This window comes from Dyella sp. (assembly GCF_036746095.1).
Taxonomy (GTDB): domain Bacteria; phylum Pseudomonadota; class Gammaproteobacteria; order Xanthomonadales; family Rhodanobacteraceae; genus Dyella_B.
Genome location: NZ_DAIOEU010000001.1, coordinates 222,457 through 240,884, shown reverse-complemented (window position 1 = coordinate 240,884; position 18,428 = coordinate 222,457). Strand labels below are relative to the sequence as shown.

7 protein-coding genes are annotated in these 18,428 nt (G+C 58.4%); 5 read left to right on the top strand and 2 right to left on the bottom strand.

Translation table 11 applies throughout. The features are described from left to right. Positions 1-103: 103 nt before the first annotated feature. The 5 genes from V7M64_RS00890 to V7M64_RS00870 all read left to right on the top strand — a co-directional run bounded on the left by V7M64_RS00890 (position 104) and on the right by V7M64_RS00870 (position 14,780). Positions 104-1,831, top strand: coding sequence for a ShlB/FhaC/HecB family hemolysin secretion/activation protein (locus V7M64_RS00890; protein WP_333676343.1), 1,728 nt, complete (start codon positions 104-106; stop codon positions 1,829-1,831). A 161-nt stretch (positions 1,832-1,992) separates the two neighbouring features. Continuing rightward, entirely contained in the window at positions 1,993-11,049 is a 9,057-nt protein-coding gene (locus V7M64_RS00885; RefSeq protein ID WP_333676341.1) for a hemagglutinin repeat-containing protein, read from the top strand. Positions 11,050-11,437: 388 nt separating this feature from the next. Beyond that, positions 11,438-13,636, top strand: coding sequence for a hemagglutinin repeat-containing protein (locus V7M64_RS00880; RefSeq protein WP_333676340.1), 2,199 nt, complete (start codon positions 11,438-11,440; stop codon positions 13,634-13,636). Next, positions 13,633-13,935, top strand: coding sequence for a hypothetical protein (locus tag V7M64_RS00875; RefSeq protein ID WP_333676339.1), 303 nt, complete (start codon positions 13,633-13,635; stop codon positions 13,933-13,935). Before V7M64_RS00880 ends, V7M64_RS00875 begins: the two co-directional genes overlap by 4 nt. 425 nt (positions 13,936-14,360) lie before the next feature. Beyond that, positions 14,361-14,780: a hypothetical protein gene (locus V7M64_RS00870; RefSeq protein WP_333676338.1), complete on the top strand. Its 420-nt coding sequence runs from the start codon at positions 14,361-14,363 to the stop codon at positions 14,778-14,780. Between the two features lie 423 nt (positions 14,781-15,203). Here V7M64_RS00870 and V7M64_RS00865 read toward each other — a convergent pair whose 3' ends face one another. Further along, the gene (locus V7M64_RS00865; protein WP_333676337.1) at positions 15,204-16,841 is read right to left on the bottom strand and encodes a hypothetical protein; all 1,638 of its coding nucleotides are present in this window, start codon (positions 16,839-16,841) and stop codon (positions 15,204-15,206) included. Positions 16,842-17,437: 596 nt separating this feature from the next. Next, positions 17,438-18,403, bottom strand: a complete 966-nt coding sequence (locus V7M64_RS00860) for a hypothetical protein (RefSeq protein WP_333676336.1) — start codon at positions 18,401-18,403, stop codon at positions 17,438-17,440. Between the last annotated feature and the right edge of the window lie 25 nt (positions 18,404-18,428).

Genomic DNA, 18,428 nt, shown 5'->3' with positions numbered 1-18,428 from the left:
AGGAAAAACCTCATAAAGATCGAATTTATCTCATAGCTGTGCCTCGCCGCTTTCCTCTTTAATCGCACTCCCCGCTCGGACATGCGCTTATGGGAAGGCAGCCATGCATTCAAAAGGCATCAAGGACGATCGCCATGCGCGTCCCCACCGACCACGCAGGCTTTGGCTGCCCCTCGCTGGGTTCGCCACGCTTTCGCCCCTTGCATTCGGGCAAGAAAAGCCGCTCACACTCGACGAACAACAGCAACGCTTGCGCACCCAACAACAGGCGCAGGAACGTGCCTCGCGCACGCAAGCGCCAGAGGTGCGCATCGGCCAGCGTGCTGCCACGGATTTCCATAGCACCGAACTTCCCGCTGAACTCCCGTGTATTGAGCTGAAGCAAATACGCCTCAACGGCGAACGCAGCGACGCCTTCGGCTTCGTGCAGCGCTATCTCGATCGCTATGCGGGCCGTTGCGTGGGCCAGGAAGGCATCAGCATGATCGTGCGCCGCGCGGGTGACCTGATTCTTGACCGCGGTTATGTGACCACCCGCATTGGCCTTGGCAAACAGGATCTCTCCAAAGAAGTGCTTACGCTTACGCTGGTGCCTGGCCTGGTGCACGGCGTGCGCAAGGCCGATGGCACCGCCTCCGGCGAATGGACATGGGCATTGCCGATTCGCCCTGGCGATCTGCTCAACCTGCGCGACATCGAACAGGGTTTGGAGCAGATGAAACGCGTGCCGTCGCAGGACGTCACCATCGATATCGCGCCGACGGATATCCCCGGCCAATCCGACTTGATCATCACCGTTCAACGCAGCAAACCCTGGCGCGTGGTCGCCACGCTAGACGATTCCGGTGCATCGTCCACCGGCCTGTATCAAGCCGGCCTCAACCTTGGCATCGACAATCCGCTCAACGCCAACGACATGTTGTCGCTGGGCGTAACGCACGACGTGTTCAACGGCAACGGCCGTGGCACGCAGGGTTACAACGCCAACTACTCCGTGCCGCGCGGCAACTGGCTGTTCACGGCGGGCGCGTATGGCTATCGCTATCACCAGACGGTGGAAGGTTCTGCGCAGGCCTTCCTGAGCCGAGGCACCTCCCAATCGATTGATCTTGGCGCCCAACGCCTGCTGCATCGCGACCACCACAGCAAGACCACCGCCGAAGTGCATCTCGGCAAGCGCTGGGCACACAGCTATATCGAAGACGTGGAGCTGGATTCGCAGCGCCGCCATATGAGCACGATCGAAGCCTCCATTGCGCACCGCCGTTATCTGGGCAACGCGCAACTCGATCTTCGCCTGGCTGAACGCTTCGGCGTGCCGTGGTTCGGCGGCCAGCGCGATCCGGCCGGCCGCGCCAGCGACGATCCCACCTTCCGCTACCGGCTCACCACACTGGATGCCTCGCTCAACCAACCGTTCTCGCTCGCCGGACAGCCGGCGCAATGGACCAGCGAATTCCACGCGCAATACAGCCATAGCCGTCTATATGGTTCGGAATACCTCAGCCTGGGTGGCCGCTACACCGTGCGCGGTTTCGATGGCGAACAAACCCTCGCCGCCGAGCGCGGTTGGTATTGGCGCAACACCCTCAGTCAACCGATCAGCAGCTGGCCGTTTATGTGGTACGCCGGCATCGATGCCGGTCGCGCGAGCGGGCCCGGCACAGCATACATTCCCGGCAACACCACGCTGGCCGGCGGCTTCTTTGGCTTGCGTGGCAGCTACAAACAGCTGAGCTGGGATGTGTTCGTTGGCAAGGCGATGCATGGCGGCAAGGTGTTGGAAAACACGCGGCCGGCGACCGGGTTTCAACTGGTGTATGCGCTTTGAGGCGAGTGATGTGCCGTGTTTTGTCTTGCGCTCTTGATTCATTTTTCACGTAGGCGTTCGCTGATTTTGTGTCGTCCGTGCGTAACCGCATGGTTGTGCTTGTTACCGTTGCAAAACCTTATTTCCCTGACTCGTTTCGATTGTTCATCAAGGACAGGATGATGACTCCGCGTCGTGTTTCCCCGGCTTCTTTTCGCAAACTGCAGCCTCATGCATTGACCACCGCTGTACTCACCGCCCTGTTGAACACACCAGTTCTGGTTACTGCACAGGTGACTCCCGCCCCGAATGCCGGCGCGCATCATCCTGGTGTCGATGTTGCGGCGAATGGCACACCAGTGGTCAACATCGTGGCGCCGTCGGCCGCGGGCGTGTCGCACAACCAATACCACCAGTTCAATGTCGACAAGCAGGGCCTGATTCTCAACAACGCGGCCAACATGTCGCAGACCCAGTTGGCAGGCTACATCACGGGCAATCCGAATTATCAGGCTGGCCAGTCGGCGAAGATCATCGTTAACGAAGTCACCTCCACCAACCCCACGCGTCTGCGCGGCTACACGGAAGTGGCCGGTAACGCCGCGGATGTGATCATTGCCAACCCGAACGGCATCAGCGTGTCGGGGGCGGGTTTCATCAACACTCCGCATGCGACCCTGACTACCGGTGTGCCGGTGTTCGGTGGCGAAGGTTCACTCAGTGCTTTTCACACTACGCGCGGCACGATCAGCATCGATGGCGATGGCCTTAATGCCTCCAACATTGATCGCCTGGATCTCATCGCACGCAACCTCGCCGTCGACGGCAAGGTATGGGCCAATAATCTCAATGTGGTGACCGGCGCGAATCAGGTGGGTTATGCGGATCTGGCCACACAGACGATCGCGGGTGATGGGGCCACTCCCGCAGTCGGCGTGGACGCGGCCGCGCTGGGCGGCATGTACGCCAACAAGATTCGATTGATCGGCACCGAGGCTGGCATCGGCGTGCGCAACGCGGGCCAGTTGGCGACGCAAAGCGGCGACTTCACCATCGATAGCGCGGGTCAATTGCAACTGACCGGCACCACGTCGTCAGCCGGCAACCTCGCGATCAACGCCGGCTCGCTTGCCAACAGCGGCGTGTTGCAATCGGGCGGCGCATTGTCCGTGCGAACCAACGGCAACGTGGACAACAGCGGCACCCTGGTGAGCAACGGTGCGTTGTCACTCAACACTGGTGCGCTCAGCAATAGTGGCGCACTGCAAGCAAGCCATATCGATGCCACGACGACGGGCGATCTGACCAACGCAGGTACGTTCTACAGCGGCAGCGATGTGAACCTCACTGCCGGAGGCACCCTGGGCAACAGCGGCACCATCGCCGCCGCCAACAACGCCAACCTGCGCGCACAACAGCTCACCTCCAGCGGGACGCTCGGTGCAGGTATCGCCAACGACGGCGCGCTGCAAGGCAGCGGTGCGCTTGCCATGGTTACCTCCGATCAACTCAGCGCCACGGGCCGCAATCTCGCCGCAGGCAGCATCACCCTGCAAGGCAGCACGCTGGACCTGTCGAATGCCCAAACGCAGGCTGGTAGCGATATGGCGCTGACCAGCACCGCCGGCGATATCGATCACCAACATGCCACGCTCGCCGCCAATGGATCGCTCACCGTGCGCAGCGCAGGCACCGTCGACAACACGGGCGGTGCCATACAGGCCGCTCAACTCGATGCGCAAGCCGCCGCATGGCGTAATGCGTACGGCACGGTACAGACCAGCGGCACGGCGACCGCCCAGATCGGTGGCCTGCTTGATAACACCCAGGGTCAATGGATCAGCGCAAGCAACGCGGCTTTGCGTGCCGGAAGCATCACCAACAGCAGCGGCACGCTGTACGCGGCGGATGATTTCTCACTCAACAGCATCGGTTTGCTGCAGTCCAGCGGCACGATCTACGCCGGCCAAGCGCTAAGCCTGCACGCCGGCCAACTCGACCAAAGCGGCGCCCTGCGTAGCGATGGCTCGCAAACCGCGCACGTGGATGGCAGCGCCACGCTAAGCGGCACGACGTATGCCGGTGGCGCCTCGCAATGGCAGGTGGGCGGCACGCTCACCAGCTCCGGTACCTTGGCTGCACAGAACGACCTCGCCATTACGGCGGACCAACTGGCGAGCACCGGCACATTGGCCGCCGGTCTGCAAGCGGATGGCAACCTCACCGGCAACGCGCAGCTCAGTGTCGCCACCCAAGGCGCGCTCACGGCCACCAGCCAGAACGCCGCGTCCGGTGCCCTCACGTTCCGCGGCAGCGCGCTCGACCTGCACGGCGCCACCACGCGCGCGAGCGGCGATATCGCGCTCACCGCCACACAGGGCGCCATCAACCACGCGGGCGGCGACCTCGCCACAAATGGCCGTCTAGCCATCCAGGCGGCGCAGGCCATGAACAATGCACAAGGCCGGCTCCAGGCTGGCCAGTTGAACGTGCACGCTGGCAGCTTCGCCAATCAAGCCGGCCAGCTGTTGCAAACCGGTACGGGCGACACCTCGATCACGATCGACGGCCTGCTGGACAACCGTGACGGCACGCTCGCCAGCAACGCGCATAACGTCACCCTCACCGCTGCCACCCTCGACAACACGAACGCCACCCTCCAGCACGCCGGCGCCGGCACGCTCGCCCTTACCACCAGCGCGTTGACCAATGCGCAGGGCCAGATCGTCGGCAACGGCAACCTCGTGCTCGACAGCACCACCACGGACAACGACGGTGGCACGCTGAGTGTGGCCGGTAACGCCACGCTTACCGGCGCCGACTTCGGCAATGCGGGCGGTACCGTGATGGCCGATACGCTGCAAGCCTCGCTCGGCGGCACACTCGGCAATCAGGGCGGCCTGCTGCAAGCCAACCATGCGCGTATCGACGCCAATGCCCTGATCAACGGTAACGGCCAGATCAAGGCACTGACTGGCGACCTGGCGATCACCGCTCAGCTGCTCAGTAACGACGCGAGTGGTTTCTTGGGCAGCAACCATGGCGTGACGCTCAATGCGGGCGACGTCAGCAATGCCGGCCAAATCTACGCCGGTACCGACCTCGCACTGATCACGCAAGGCAACATCACCAACGCTGGCGCGCTGCAAGCGCTGGGAAGCGTCGACGCCCAGGTGGGCGGCACGTTGATCAACGACAACGGCCGCCTGGAAGCCGGCAGCGGCCAGGGCAACGCATCGTTGACGCTCAACGCCGCGTCGCTCAGCAACCAATCGGGCCGCATCGCCAACACCGCCAACGGCGACACCCTCGTCAGCAGCAACACCGTGAACAATACGGGCGGCACCCTGGGTGGCCAAGGCGATGTAACGCTCAACGTCGCCCAACTCACCAACACCGCCGGCACCGTGGTGGCTGGCAACACCCTTACGCTACAAAGCGATTACGTCGCCAATCAGAACGGCACGCTTTATAGCGTCAACAACCTCCATTGGAACAACAGCGGCGCCACCTTGGACAACACCGCCGGCTCCGTCGGTGCGGGCGGTGATATCGCGCTGCTGCTTGGCAATGTGCATAACAGTGGCGGCGACATCGCATCCAATAACAACGTCAACGCCAGCTTCAACGCCTTCGACGGTGTCGGTCGCCTGCGTGCTGGCAATGACCTCGCCCTGAGCCTGGCCGGCGACTACGCCAACCTTGCCGGCAACACCCTGTTCGCCAATCACGATGTCACGCTCAATGTCGGCGGCGCCTTCACCAACGCCAGCGGCGCCACGCTGCAGGCCGTCAACGCCTTGACGGTAAACGCCGCCAGCGTCGACAACCAGGCCGACGCGCTGATCAACAGCGCCGCCACCACCCTCAACGCAGGCACACAAACCAACGACGGCCGCCTCGAAGGCGATACGGTGACGTTGAATGCCGTCGATGTCACCAACACCGGCACGATCATCGGCAACGCCATCACCATCAACGCCAACAACCTCATCAATGGTGTCGATCTTGGGCAGCAGACGGACAACACCCCCTACCAGACCGCGTTGATCGCCGCCGTCAACGACGTCCATCTGTACATCACCGGCAACGTGCTCAACCGCGATGCCTTGCTGTACTCGGCATTTGGCGACCTCACCATTGCCGCCGATGCATCCGGCGCGCGCAATGCGTCGATCCTCAATCTTTCCGGTGATATGGAAACCGCGGGCAATATTTATCTCGCCACCCACCAGTTCACCAACCAACGACGCGTGTTCGATACCTCCGTGTACACCCTCACGCCCGACGAGCAGGCGCGAAACACCACTACCTATATCCTCGCGCGTTACCTGTGGAACGGTGGCCCCGGCAACCACGGATCGATTACGCCACCGGACGATGCCAACCCCAGCCAGATCGTCGACTCCAGCGAGTTCGCCATCGCCAAGCGCTTCTGCGACAACCTCAACGCCAGCACCGACAACCAGCGCTGTGCCGGCTATCCGTTCGGCGATGGCTCGCCCAACACGTTCCAGGGCATCTACACCGAAACGCTCACCTCCATCACCCGCATCGACGCCACCAGCGCCGAAAGCCGTCTCCTGGCCGGTGGCAACATCACCATCCACGGCTCCGTGCTCAACGACAAATCCACCATCGCCGCCGGCAACAACCTGACCATCAACGGGCAGGATGGCCACAACGGTGGCGGCAACGTCGGCGCGGACACTGTGCGGAACATTGCCTTCGTGCCTACCGGTACCGTGCGCACCACCCTCAACGAGCAATCCGCCACGCAGCAACTGCAGGACGACCCGCGCGAATGGATCGATGGCCCGTGGATGGGCTACGGGCAACAGACCTTCACCGACACCATTGCGCTGGGCAATGGCCAAATCCCCAGCTGGATCACGCAAGCCATCGGCCCCGACGCCCATGCGCGCATGAGTGCCGGCAACGCGGTGGACATCAGCGCGCACGACATCAGCAACACGCAAGTGGGTGCCGACGGCAAACCGGTCAGCGGCGTGGGTCTTGGCAGCAATGGCGGCGGCTTGAACCTGAGCGGCAAGGGTGGTGGCGGCGCCGGTAACGTCGGCGGCAACGCCAACCCCGGCAATCTGGGCAATCTGGGCCCTGCTCCCGGCTCCCAGTTTGTCGGCACGCCCGATCGACCGCTGCCCGTGCAATTGCCCAGCAACGGCCTCTACACCCTCAACCCCGGCAGCGGCCGTCCCTACCTCGTCGAAACCGATCCGCGCTTTGCGACCTACAGCGGCTTCCTCGGCAGCGATTACCTGTTGAGCCACCTGGGGCTGGATGGCGACCTCACCTTGAAGCGCCTGGGCGATGCCTTCTACGAAACCCAATTGGTGATGGACCAGCTCACCAGCCTCACCGGCCGCCGTTTCCTCGACGGGAACGGCGATGCGCTGGAGCAATACAAGGCACTGATGGACGCGGGCATGGAGGAAGCGCAGCAGTTCAACTTGGCCGTTGGCGTAGCCCTCACCCCCGATCAAGTGGCGAGCCTCACCCAAGACATGGTGTGGCTGGTCAGCGGACAGGTAAACGGCGAATCCGTGCTGGTGCCGGTCGTGTACTTGAGCCAGAAAACCGCCAACAGCGTGGCCAGCGGTGCGGTGATTGAAGGCACCACCGTCACGTTGAACAGCAGTGGCAACCTGACCAACACCGGGACGATTCAAGCGAGCCAGGATGCGAGCCTCAAGGCCGGCAACCTGCTCAATGCGGGCAACCTCGCCGCCGGCGGCAACCTGAGTGTGCAAACCGCGCAGGACCTGCTCAACGTGGGCAGCATCCAGGGCGGCAACGTGCAATTGGTGGCCGGCAATAACCTCACCAGCAGCGCGAACCTTGGCGACATCAACGTGAGCGGCCTGAACCTTGGTGCGATCGCTGCGCCCAAACTGGATCTGCCCACCGGCGGAAACATCACCGCCATCGGCAACCTCACCGCGCAAGCGGGCAACAACCTCACGCTCAACGCGGTGAACGTCAGCGCAGGCCAAAACCTCGGCCTGGCGGCCAACAACGACCTCAACGCCACGGCCAGCACCATCCATGCCGGCAACAACGCGCAGTTGATTGCCGGCAACCACCTCAACCTCAACGCTGCCACGCATACCGAACGCAACGGCACGCAGGCCAACGGCCAAGCCAGCACCACGCACACCGTCACCACCGTGACAGCAGGTGGTAATGCCGTCCTGGCGGCAGGCAACGACCTGATCAGCCAAGGTGCAAACATCAAGGCCGGCGACCAGCTCGGCGTCAGCGCTGGCCACGACATCGTGCTCAACGCGGTCACCGACAGCACGAGCAAAACCACGCAGGGGTTCCAGGGTAAAACCATCGTCAGCACCGGGCAGTACGACGAAACCCTGCGCGGCACCAATCTGGATGCAACCAACGGCGTGGCGATCAGCGCCGGTAGCAATCTCACCACCGTCGCCGCGAGCATCACCAGCAGCAACGGCGGCATCACCCTCGCTGCCGGCAATGACATCAACCTCAACGCCGGCCAGGAAAACCACAGCGCCTTGCAGAACACCAAGACCCACAGCGGTGGCCTGCTCAGCAGCACCACCACAACCACGCACGACGCCGTGCAGGACAGCTATGCCGTCGGCAGCCTGCTCAGCGGCAATGCCGTCACCGTCGCGGCCGGTCACGACGTGAACACCCAAGCCGCGCAAATCGTCGCGAACGATGACGTCGTGATGGCCGCCGGTAATAACCTCAACATCGGCACGGCCACCAGCACGCACAGCGAGCAGCACGACACAACCACCCAGACCAGCGGTGTGTTCACCAGCGGCCTGAATTTGATGATCGGTAGCAGCAAGGAGAGCCAGAGCACCACCGAAACCGACACCACCCCGCAAGGCAGCGTGATCGGCAGCTTGAACGGCGGTGTCACGTTGACGGCCGGCAATCTCGTCCACATCACCGGTAGTGATGTGCTGAGCAACACCGGTACGGCGATCGTGGGCAAGGATGTGACCATTGATGCGGCGGTGGGCACTCAGGACACCACGCAGACTTATAAGCAACAGCAAGCTGGCCTCACGTTGGGGCTTGGTGGCGGCTTGGCCGGCGTTGCGCAGAGTGTCTATGGCCGCGCCCAGGCCGCCAATCACACCGAAGACGATCGCGTAAAAGCGCTGTATGCAACCCAGGCCGCGTATACCGGCTACGAGGCGTATAACGCCTACCAGGACTCAGCGAGTGCTGCGGCATCGGAAGGAACCAGTGTCAGTCAAGGCATCAGCTTGCGCATCGGCCTTGGCGCAAGCAGCGCCAGCAGTAGTACAACCACCCATGATGAGACCGCTTACGGCAGTCGTATCCACAGCAACGGTAATGTGACCATCGCGGCCACCGGTGGCGATCTCAACATCATTGGCAGCCAGATCGATGGTCAGAACGTGGCACTTGCCGCCGCCAAGAATCTCAATATCCTGAGCCAGGCCGAGAACCATAGCCTGGAAAGCAGTAACAAGAACGCCAGCGGTGGCATTGGCCTGCAGATTGGCAGCAATGGTTTTGGCTTTTACGCCGAAGGCTCCATGGGCAAAGGCAGTGCGCACGGCAATGGCACCACGCACGCCCTCAGCACCGTCAACGCGAACGACACTCTCACCCTGATCAGTGGTAACGATACCACTATCAAGGGGGCGCAGTTCACCGGCAACACGGTACTTGCCAACGTCGGCAACAACCTGTTGATCCAAAGCGAGCAAGACACCGATGACTTCGCCAGCAAACAGCAGCAGATCGGCGGCTCCATGGTCATCGGCATGGGTGGTGGTGGCAGCTTTAGCTACAACCAGAACAAATCCAGCAGCCACTACGCTGGCGTCACAGACCTCAGCGGCATCAGTGCGGGTAGCGGCGGCTTCGATATCGCGGTGGGCGGCAACACCCACTTGATGGGAAGCGTGATCGCCAGCAGTGCTGATCCCAGCAAAAATAGTTTGGCCACTGGCACGCTCACCTATGAGGACATTCAAAACGAAAGTAGCGGCAAGGCGTCTATCAGTAGCTTTGGTAGCGACAGTAGCGTACTTAGCGGAAGCAAATACGCTATTGGTAAGACCGTTGTGGGCAATCTAATGGGTGGCGGCGGTGACAGCGAGAACCACAGCAGCACCACGCATAGCGCCATCGCCAATGGCACTATCGTCATCACGGATGGGCAAGCGCAAAAGGCATTAACAGGTAAGACCGTTGAAGAAGCCATTGCAGGAATAAGCAGAGACGCCAGCTTGGATGATCAGGCGGCGTTGGCGCGTCCAGATCTTGGCAAGCTGCAAGCGAATGCTGAGTTTGAGCAGGCGGCGAACAGCCTGGTTTATCAGGTGGGTACACATTTCACGGATGAGACGTATCGCAAGATGTTCGTGGATGCATCAAACGTCTACGAAGTGCAGCGTGACGAAAATGGAGAACTTCTGCGAGACGGGCAAGGCAAACCAATACTCGGGCGCCCTTTGACCCAAGATGAGAAGATGAATCTCAACCCTGGCAAAGATGGACTGATCTACATCGCCAACAACGGTATCTTCAACGATGAGCTGGCGGCCGAGAATTACGCGTATCAGCACAGCCAGGCAGGCGATGGGTCTCAATATTTCATTGCATTCCCAAAGGCAAGCAACGGCCTCTCTGAGTTGCTGATCGCCGGTTACCAGAAGAATCTTGAAAACGACTTCTTGGGATTGACCAATGCTACCCAAGAGGTCAAAACGATGATGCTTCTTTATGGTCAGGAGGGCTTGCACCTTGATGGTCACAGTAGAGGCTCTATGACGGTTGGCAATGCGTTGAAATCCATCGCCAAGATGCCTGGATCGGAGGGGGTGCTTTCAAACACTACGGTCAGCTTCTTTGGGCCCGCATATAACGCTGCTGCTGCCGATAAGCTACTAAGTGTCTTGCAGGGCTATAACAGTGTTTCTGATCCTTCGCGTCCCAGCAACATGGTGCTAATGTTCGAGAATCATGTTGCTGATCCAGTGGGAGGGCTATTCTTTATCGGAAGCAATCCACCCACGGGCGGGACGCTTCCCGATGGAAGCGGCCGGTTGAAAGAAATGCTACGGGCACTTGGTGGAAAGAACACCTCTCACAACTGTTATGGGGCATCCGCCCCAAGTGCTTGTGGCGGACTGTGGCTTGATTCGCCTGATAAGAAGGCATCTAGTGCTCAAGCTACAGGAGGAAGCAAATGAAAGTACGAGTGGTAGTGTTACTGCTTACTCTATGTATTTCAGGTTGCCTTGGTTGGGAGCCATTTCAGCCGCCTCCTCCAGAATTTGAGAGCTGGGCTAAAGTAGATGTTACGAGCCTGAACGTAAAAAAAGCCATGCTTGAATGTGGCTATCCAAGTCCGTACCAAGCGGCGCAATGGCAGGCTGGGAAAGCTGTAACACAAGAAGAGTTTGCAGAGATGTATATGTGCATGAAATCTTCTGGCTTCGTCTTTGCGGGAGGTCGCTATGACTTTTGCGAGCATTCTAGGAATCTAAAGGCCTGCAGGTCGGGGGTCGCCCCCCCGGCTCGCGATATAAATAAGAGAATAAATGGAACATTTTGTCATGCACATTCAAACGATCCTGTTTGTCTATAGATATCCACCGCCTGTGGCGACTTGAACCCCTTCCTCGTATCGGGCTTGGTGTCAGCAGCGCAAGCAGCAGCACCACCACGCACGACGAAACGGCGTATGGCAGCCATATCCGCAGCAACGGTGACGTCACCATTGCCGCCACCGGTGGAAACTTGAACATCATCGGCAGCCAGATCGACGGCAACAACGTCGCGCTTGCTGCCGCCAACAACCTCAACATCCTCAGCCAGCAGGAAAACCACAGCCTGCAAAGTAGCAACAAGAACGCCAGCGGCGGTGTCGGTATCCAGATTGGCAGTGATGGTGTGGGTTTCTACGCCCAAGGGTCGGTCGGCAAAGGCAGCGCGCACGGTAACGGTACAACGCATGCCGAAAGCCTGATCAACGCCAATGACACGCTAACCCTGGTTGCCGGCAACGACGCAACGGTCAAGGGTGCGCAGCTCACCGGCAACACCGTCATCGGTGCTATCGGCGGCAACTTGCTGATTCAGAGCGAACAGGACACTGACGACTACGCCAGCAAGCAACAGCAGCTCGGCGGCAAGATGGTGATCGGTTATGGCAGTGGCGGCAGCATCAGCTACAACCAGAGCAAGGTGAACAGCCATTACCAGAGTGTGAATGAAGTCAGTGGCATTCAAGCGGGCAGCGGTGGCTTCGATATCATCGTGGGTGGCAACACGCATCTGATCGGCGGCGTGATTGCGAGCACTGCCGATCCGAGCAAGAACCTGCTCGATACCGGCAGCCTCACCTACGAAAGCATCCATAACGAAGCGAACTACAGCGCTAGCAGCACTGGCATCAGTGCCAGCTATAGCGCGGGCGGTGGCGGTTACGGTGGCAGCGGCTTTAGTGGTGCGCCGACGCTAGGTGTGCCGCAAAGTGGACATAGCAGCAGCGATACCAACTCAGGCATTGCGCAAGGCACGATCATTCAGCGCGATGGCGATACAGACCCCGCTGGCCTTGATAGAAACCCCACGCTCGACAACCAAGCGCTCTATCCGATCTTCGATGCGCAGAAAGTGCAAGAGCAAATGGAGATGAGTGACATCGCCGGTCAAGTTGGCATGCGCGCCGCAGGCGATCTTGCCGGACAAATGGGTTGGACCGAAGGCAGCACAGAGCGAACGGTTCTGCACGGCGTGGTGGGTGCTGGCATCGCTGCCTTAGGTGGCGGCGATGTGGTGGGTGGTGCGTTAGGTGCGGCGGCGAATCAACTCGTGGTCCAAAAAATGGCTGACTATTTGGTAAGCCAGGGCTACACGCCTGGATCATCGGAATTTGCCAGCATGTTGCAGTTGGCAAGCACGGCGGTAGGGGCCGCGGTAGGTGGCGGTGCCGGTGCGGCGACGGCGCTGGATGGAACGACGTACAACTATCTAACGCATCAGCAGCTGACAGATCTGCAAAAAGAGATCAATCGGTGCGAAGGCGATCGTGTTTGCATCGAATCTGCCAAGAGCACCGCGGAAATGCTGTCGGCTGATCAAGAGAAACTGCTTGTCGGTGGCTGCAGTGGTAGTTTCGGCAGCCTCTCCGACACCTGCAAAGCGAACATCCTCGCCGCGCGTGCTTATGCCACCGATCCGTTGGCGGCCCAGTTGGGACTACAAGTTGACCAAAATATCAGCCTGCAGAATTATCTGAATCATCAATCTCAGTGGGGATTGGTCTATGCGGATGAAGTCCGCAGCCAGAATGGACAACTATTTTTTGCGCCGGCCGTGGCGGGAGCGGGCACCGCCGTGGCGGTTGCTGCAGCACCTGCGACATTGGCTTGGGGACAGGAAGCTTGGGCTGCTTATCAGGTTGCAACCGCGAACTATTCTTTGGGGGCGGCAGCGGGTTCAGGAGCACTTGTTTCAGGAGGTGTGTATACAGGTGGGTCCGTGGCTGGCGCGATCGGGGACTGGTATAGGGGAGATGCAAGCTTTGCGTCATCGTTTGATCAACGCTTCTCATATCTGGGTCTTGGCACCTCTATGGCCGTAGGTGCTGTCAACGGCATGTTTGCTACGCAGATGTTCCAATGGGCCAACGTCTCTAATGCTTTGTCTAACGCCTTTACTGTGGAAGGTGCTGTAATTCGTATTAACACCATCGCCACGGGCAAGGCGGCTGGGATGGCTGCCCAAGGAGCAGTCCAAGCGCATGAGCAAAAACAGGAGGCGAGACCATGATAGATGGATTTTGGTCGGGAGTGTTTGGAGGGTTGTTCGGTCCGTCTGCGGTACGATTTTTACGAAAATTTAGGTTGGCAGGAATATTTCTATGCTTCCTCACAATTACGCCGATCGCTTTTTTCTTGTTTGATGTAATTCAAAGTGGATGGGCGATAGCTGCTCAACGATTCCTATCGAAGAAATTCTTTGGGCTGCTGCTTGGAGGTGTAGCGCTTGGTGCTATAGCTGTACTCGTTGTAGGGATCAGCACAGCAATCATGCCGGCGCAACGGAGAGGCCGCAGCTTGAAAGATTGATAGTGATTCTCAGCGAGACGTCATGATGTCCCGATCAGACAGGGGCTATAGGCGATCACAATGACTGATTGGTTATTGCCTGGAATATTTGGTGGCCTGTTCGCGAAACCGTTGGCAAAATTTCTTCGTCGATTTCGTCTGCGGATAATTTTTGTAGTTGGTTGCATTGGCACGCACCTCGGCCCGTTTCTGACGGATGCGTTGTCACATGGTTGGCGCCCAGCGATGACACGGACCGTCGAGATGTTGAAGACGCCGGCAGGTATTCTTGTCCCGCTTGCTATAGGAGCATTGTGCGTGCTTCTGGTGGTGATTTGCGCCCCCGGACTTCCAAATAGAAGCGCAGGAAAGGACGAAAATCGGCAGTAAAGGCCGCTTTGATTTGTGCAATTAATTAAGTGACTTGATAGAAGGATAGTGAACTAATGGATTTTGGAACCAACCATCGCGCCAGCATAGCGCGCCGCAACCAGCGCCGAGCCATTGAGAGCCGTGACTACAAGGCGATGATGGTGATGTTTGGCATTCTTGGTTATTCGGCTGTCGCCAATCTCATCATGGGAGTCATTCGTATAATCGGTGGCAGCCAGACAGTCATCGAGCCTATTCTTGGTGTGGTGCTCGGCGCCCTCTATGCCGTTGCCGCTTTTGAAGTGTGGTTCAAGCAGTATCCGAAGTGGTGGCTCATCGTACTTCCGGCAGTCCTAGCCATTGTGCTTGCCGTGGCCTCTTTCATCGCAGGGACGATGGCGATCGCGCCGCTGCTTCTTAACGTGATCGTTCTTGTACTGATCCCTCTTCGAATCAAGCATCGGAACGCGTTGAGCGCAATCCCTAAGGCGTAAAAGATCAGGACCGAACGGACGTAAGGAAACGATGCGGGAAGTTCCGTTGTTCACACCAAATCGCCCTGGGTGTCGTGATGGTGCATCCTCGTGAGAGCAGACCCGTGCGCAACAATTTAAAACTGCCGTCGTCCTTTAAATTCCGACCCATCCATGACGATCACGGGACGTCTATGGCGAATCAACCAGTGCGTCATCGCTCGATATAGTGCACCGCGATGACGTCAGGAGAGCACTGCGCAACACACGATCGGTGGCCTTCAAGGGCGCGACCACTTGCATAGCCTGCGGCCAGTGGCGCGTGGTCTCAGTGAGGGCCAAAACTGCCCTTACTGAGTGCAGCGACGGCGCGCAATACGACGGGCAACGCGGATAAAGGGCGCATTATCGAACACGCGACCGACCACGCTAGTCGGGCATACTCTATGAATTACCGATCCCAGCGCGGAGAATGACAAGCTGCCAGCGCTCGGTTTCCGGCACCGCGTCAAACTGTTCTGGCCACGCGGGAGGAATGGGCGGACGGGTAAGTCCTGGACCTGATCGTGGGATTGTGTCGCCGACTGCGGGTTTCCCAGGGTACTGGCCCCAGGGTGCCAAGAGGCTGTTCTCATCGTTGAGCGGGAGATCCTGGCTGCGAGCCGCCGTCGGCCGCCCGCGCTCATTCGTGAGCCGGAAAACCCGATCAGAATATTGTGAGTGAAGTCGATCCGCCCGCCACTCCCAACGCTGGGTCAAGTCGAGGGTGGGTTTCTGGAGCGACAGTGCTCCTGATGTCGGGTCCATCGTGAGTGCCGTACCCGTCAGGCGGTTTATGTATCGGCTTTCCGCATCGAATTCCCATTGAATTGCGGTGTTGGTCTCGGGTCTTTCAGCCTTCACAAGCTGTACACCGCGTCCGTTCGGCTGCGCCCCCAAAACATGGCCGGTAAGGTGTGTGCTTTGAATGAGAACAGTCGGAGAGCGAGTGATGAATGGACTGTTCATTGGAACAAACACGGCTGGTGCCGTAAACGAAAAATTTTGGCCACCCTCCCCTGGAGTGCCTAGTATGCTTCTTATGTCTAAACGTTGCAGGACCACCCGGAAAGCAGCCACGTCTTTATAGCTAGCGTCGATTTCCCAACGGACAAGTTGTTGGAGGTGTTGGACAGACCCCATTGGGGTTGCCGCAGCTGCACGCCGGTCACGAATGCTTCGCAGCTCAACCAGGTTGGTTCCATCTGGACGTAGTATCGGGTTTGACTCCACCCTGTAGTCTTTGACTGCATAGCTGATTCCTTGGCGATCCGTACGTGACCGGTTGTAACCAAACGAAAAAGCGCTTTTCGCACTCAATGTTGGTCCGGTCGAGCTGACGCCCCCTCCGACGGAGAGGCCTGCTGTGAATGAATATCCCACAGTCTTCTCGTGTACTTTCTCGATGGTGAAATCGGTGCGACCATCAGATTTTGGCTCGTGGTCCAACCGAGTGAAGCCCGTATTGCTTCCAGATCTGATCGATGAAGCTACCGAAAACTCTTGAATTCTAAAGCCTCTTTTAAGGTCTGGCTTGATGTCAAATTGAGTGCGCGCCAGAACCACTTTTTTATCCGATGCGGGTTGCGCATCCCTCATGACAATCAACTCTGAAGTGTATGCAAAGTTATTCGGCCCTACGCCGCTAGCAGTAATACGCATACGGGGAGCCATTGCATCGGGCTGTTGACCGACGGAATTCGCTGCACTAATAGATACGCCCTCGAATGAGGTGGCTTGTATGCGCGCCACCGCACCGTCGAGCCACTTATCAATCGATGATGGTTGCATATCGGATAGGTCCGCAGCGTCCACCAACATGCCTGTAGTCGACATCGCAAACAGAGAACATGTGGCCAAAGTTCCATAACCAAACACACTCACGATATTCTTCGCCACGGACGCGTCACAATGCTCATTGAGCACCAAGATCATGTGACCATCTTCAAACTTGCTGGCAATCTCTGCCGCGCGGTCACCCAGAAGTTCGCTGGCTTGCACTCGTATGACATTTTCCATCGATGTATTTGTTATTTTATTCATTGTAGAGTCCTATGCGTTATAGATACTATGACGTAGCGATAATTTAATTATTAATATTTATGTATAAATTATTTATATTTAAATAATTTATATTTAATTTGTCGTCGTTTTTAGAACGCCGTGTAAATGCTTATTTACTACGCTCCCGTCTTCAAACCCACGACGACAGAGATTTCCAGCCTCTTCGCACCTGATACGGAAACTGAAGGAAGGTTGTCCGATCCAGTTGTTTTGGAGGCAATATTCATGTAGCGATTGAATGGCATCTTGCCGCCGTGAGGGTGTTATGTATCTATCGAAGAAGACTGTCGCGCGGCGCTATGCAGACACGTTGAGTAAGGTCTGCTCATGAAGGGATGTGTCCTTCGGACGTCTATTTTGATTGAAGCGGCATTCGCGGAAATGACGACATGCTTCAACATGAGACCGGCGTAAACCACGATTTCGTCGCAGCACCGATCTGTCTCGGGGCCTTTACAACGGGCGAGAATGCGATCACGGCGAAAATCTTGTTACATCGTGTAGGCCGGGATGGGCGGAACGCGAACCCCGACGTTCCTGAATACCTCCACGCCAGGCTAGGGTTTGGTTTAGCCTCACCCCAACCTGCCCAAGCGCAGGGCTCGCTCCGATTTGGCGCAAACAATCCACGCTTCTGTCGTCGCCAAAACCTCGTCCGTCTTGCCGCCAAACCGCGCATCGATCGTCAATCGGCGATCACGCAGCAATTGCAGTGATGAAGCGTCCACCGTCGGCTCAGCCGCAAGAATGGTATGGCGCACCGATTCGAACAGCGCCAGGAAATCATCATGGCGCAGGCGATTCATGTACATGTAGCGATTGCCCGCGTAGCGCTCCCACTGCACATCGGAATATTGCAGGAAATTGATCGGCGATATATGCGAATCGGAATGCGAGAAGTGGTCGGAATAGTCCACGCGATGAACGAACAGTCCATCGCTGCGTATGATGCGGTTGCCTTCATCAAGAATGGCAACCAGCACCGTGTGCGGGATATGTTCGAATACGTTGAACGACGTATGGAAGTCGATTTCGTCAGCGCCAAGACCGGTGTGCGCCGCGTCGCCCGGGGCGATATAGGTAATGTGGCAAAGATCGAGCAGATGCTGCAGGTTAAAAAGCTCTTGCCGCTCGAATTCAAGCAATGCTTCGAATCGCTTTCGATTGAGCAGTGGACCGAACAAGGTCCGCAGCTCTCCCTCGTGATCGGCGATGTACTGCAGACACTCCCGCGTCAACTCCGCCTTCAGATAGGGATTGAGGTCGATGGTTATGACACGCTTGGCGCCCATCAGCCAATAAGCCAGCGGCGTCATCGGGACACGCCCGGTGCCCACCTCGAAAAATGTTTTATTGAACGGATCGCGGCCCAGCTTTTCGATTTGCCGCCAAGTTTCGATGCCCGCCCGCAGTCGCGCGACCGGATTGATACGGCGCAGTCCGCCAAAATGGCGTTGCAGCCAATAGTAAGTGGCGTAGGACGACCCTGCCGGTAGCCGGGAAACTGCGTTCTGCAGCGTTGCTTTGGTTTTCCAACGCATGACAGTGCTCCCGTGCCTGCTTTCA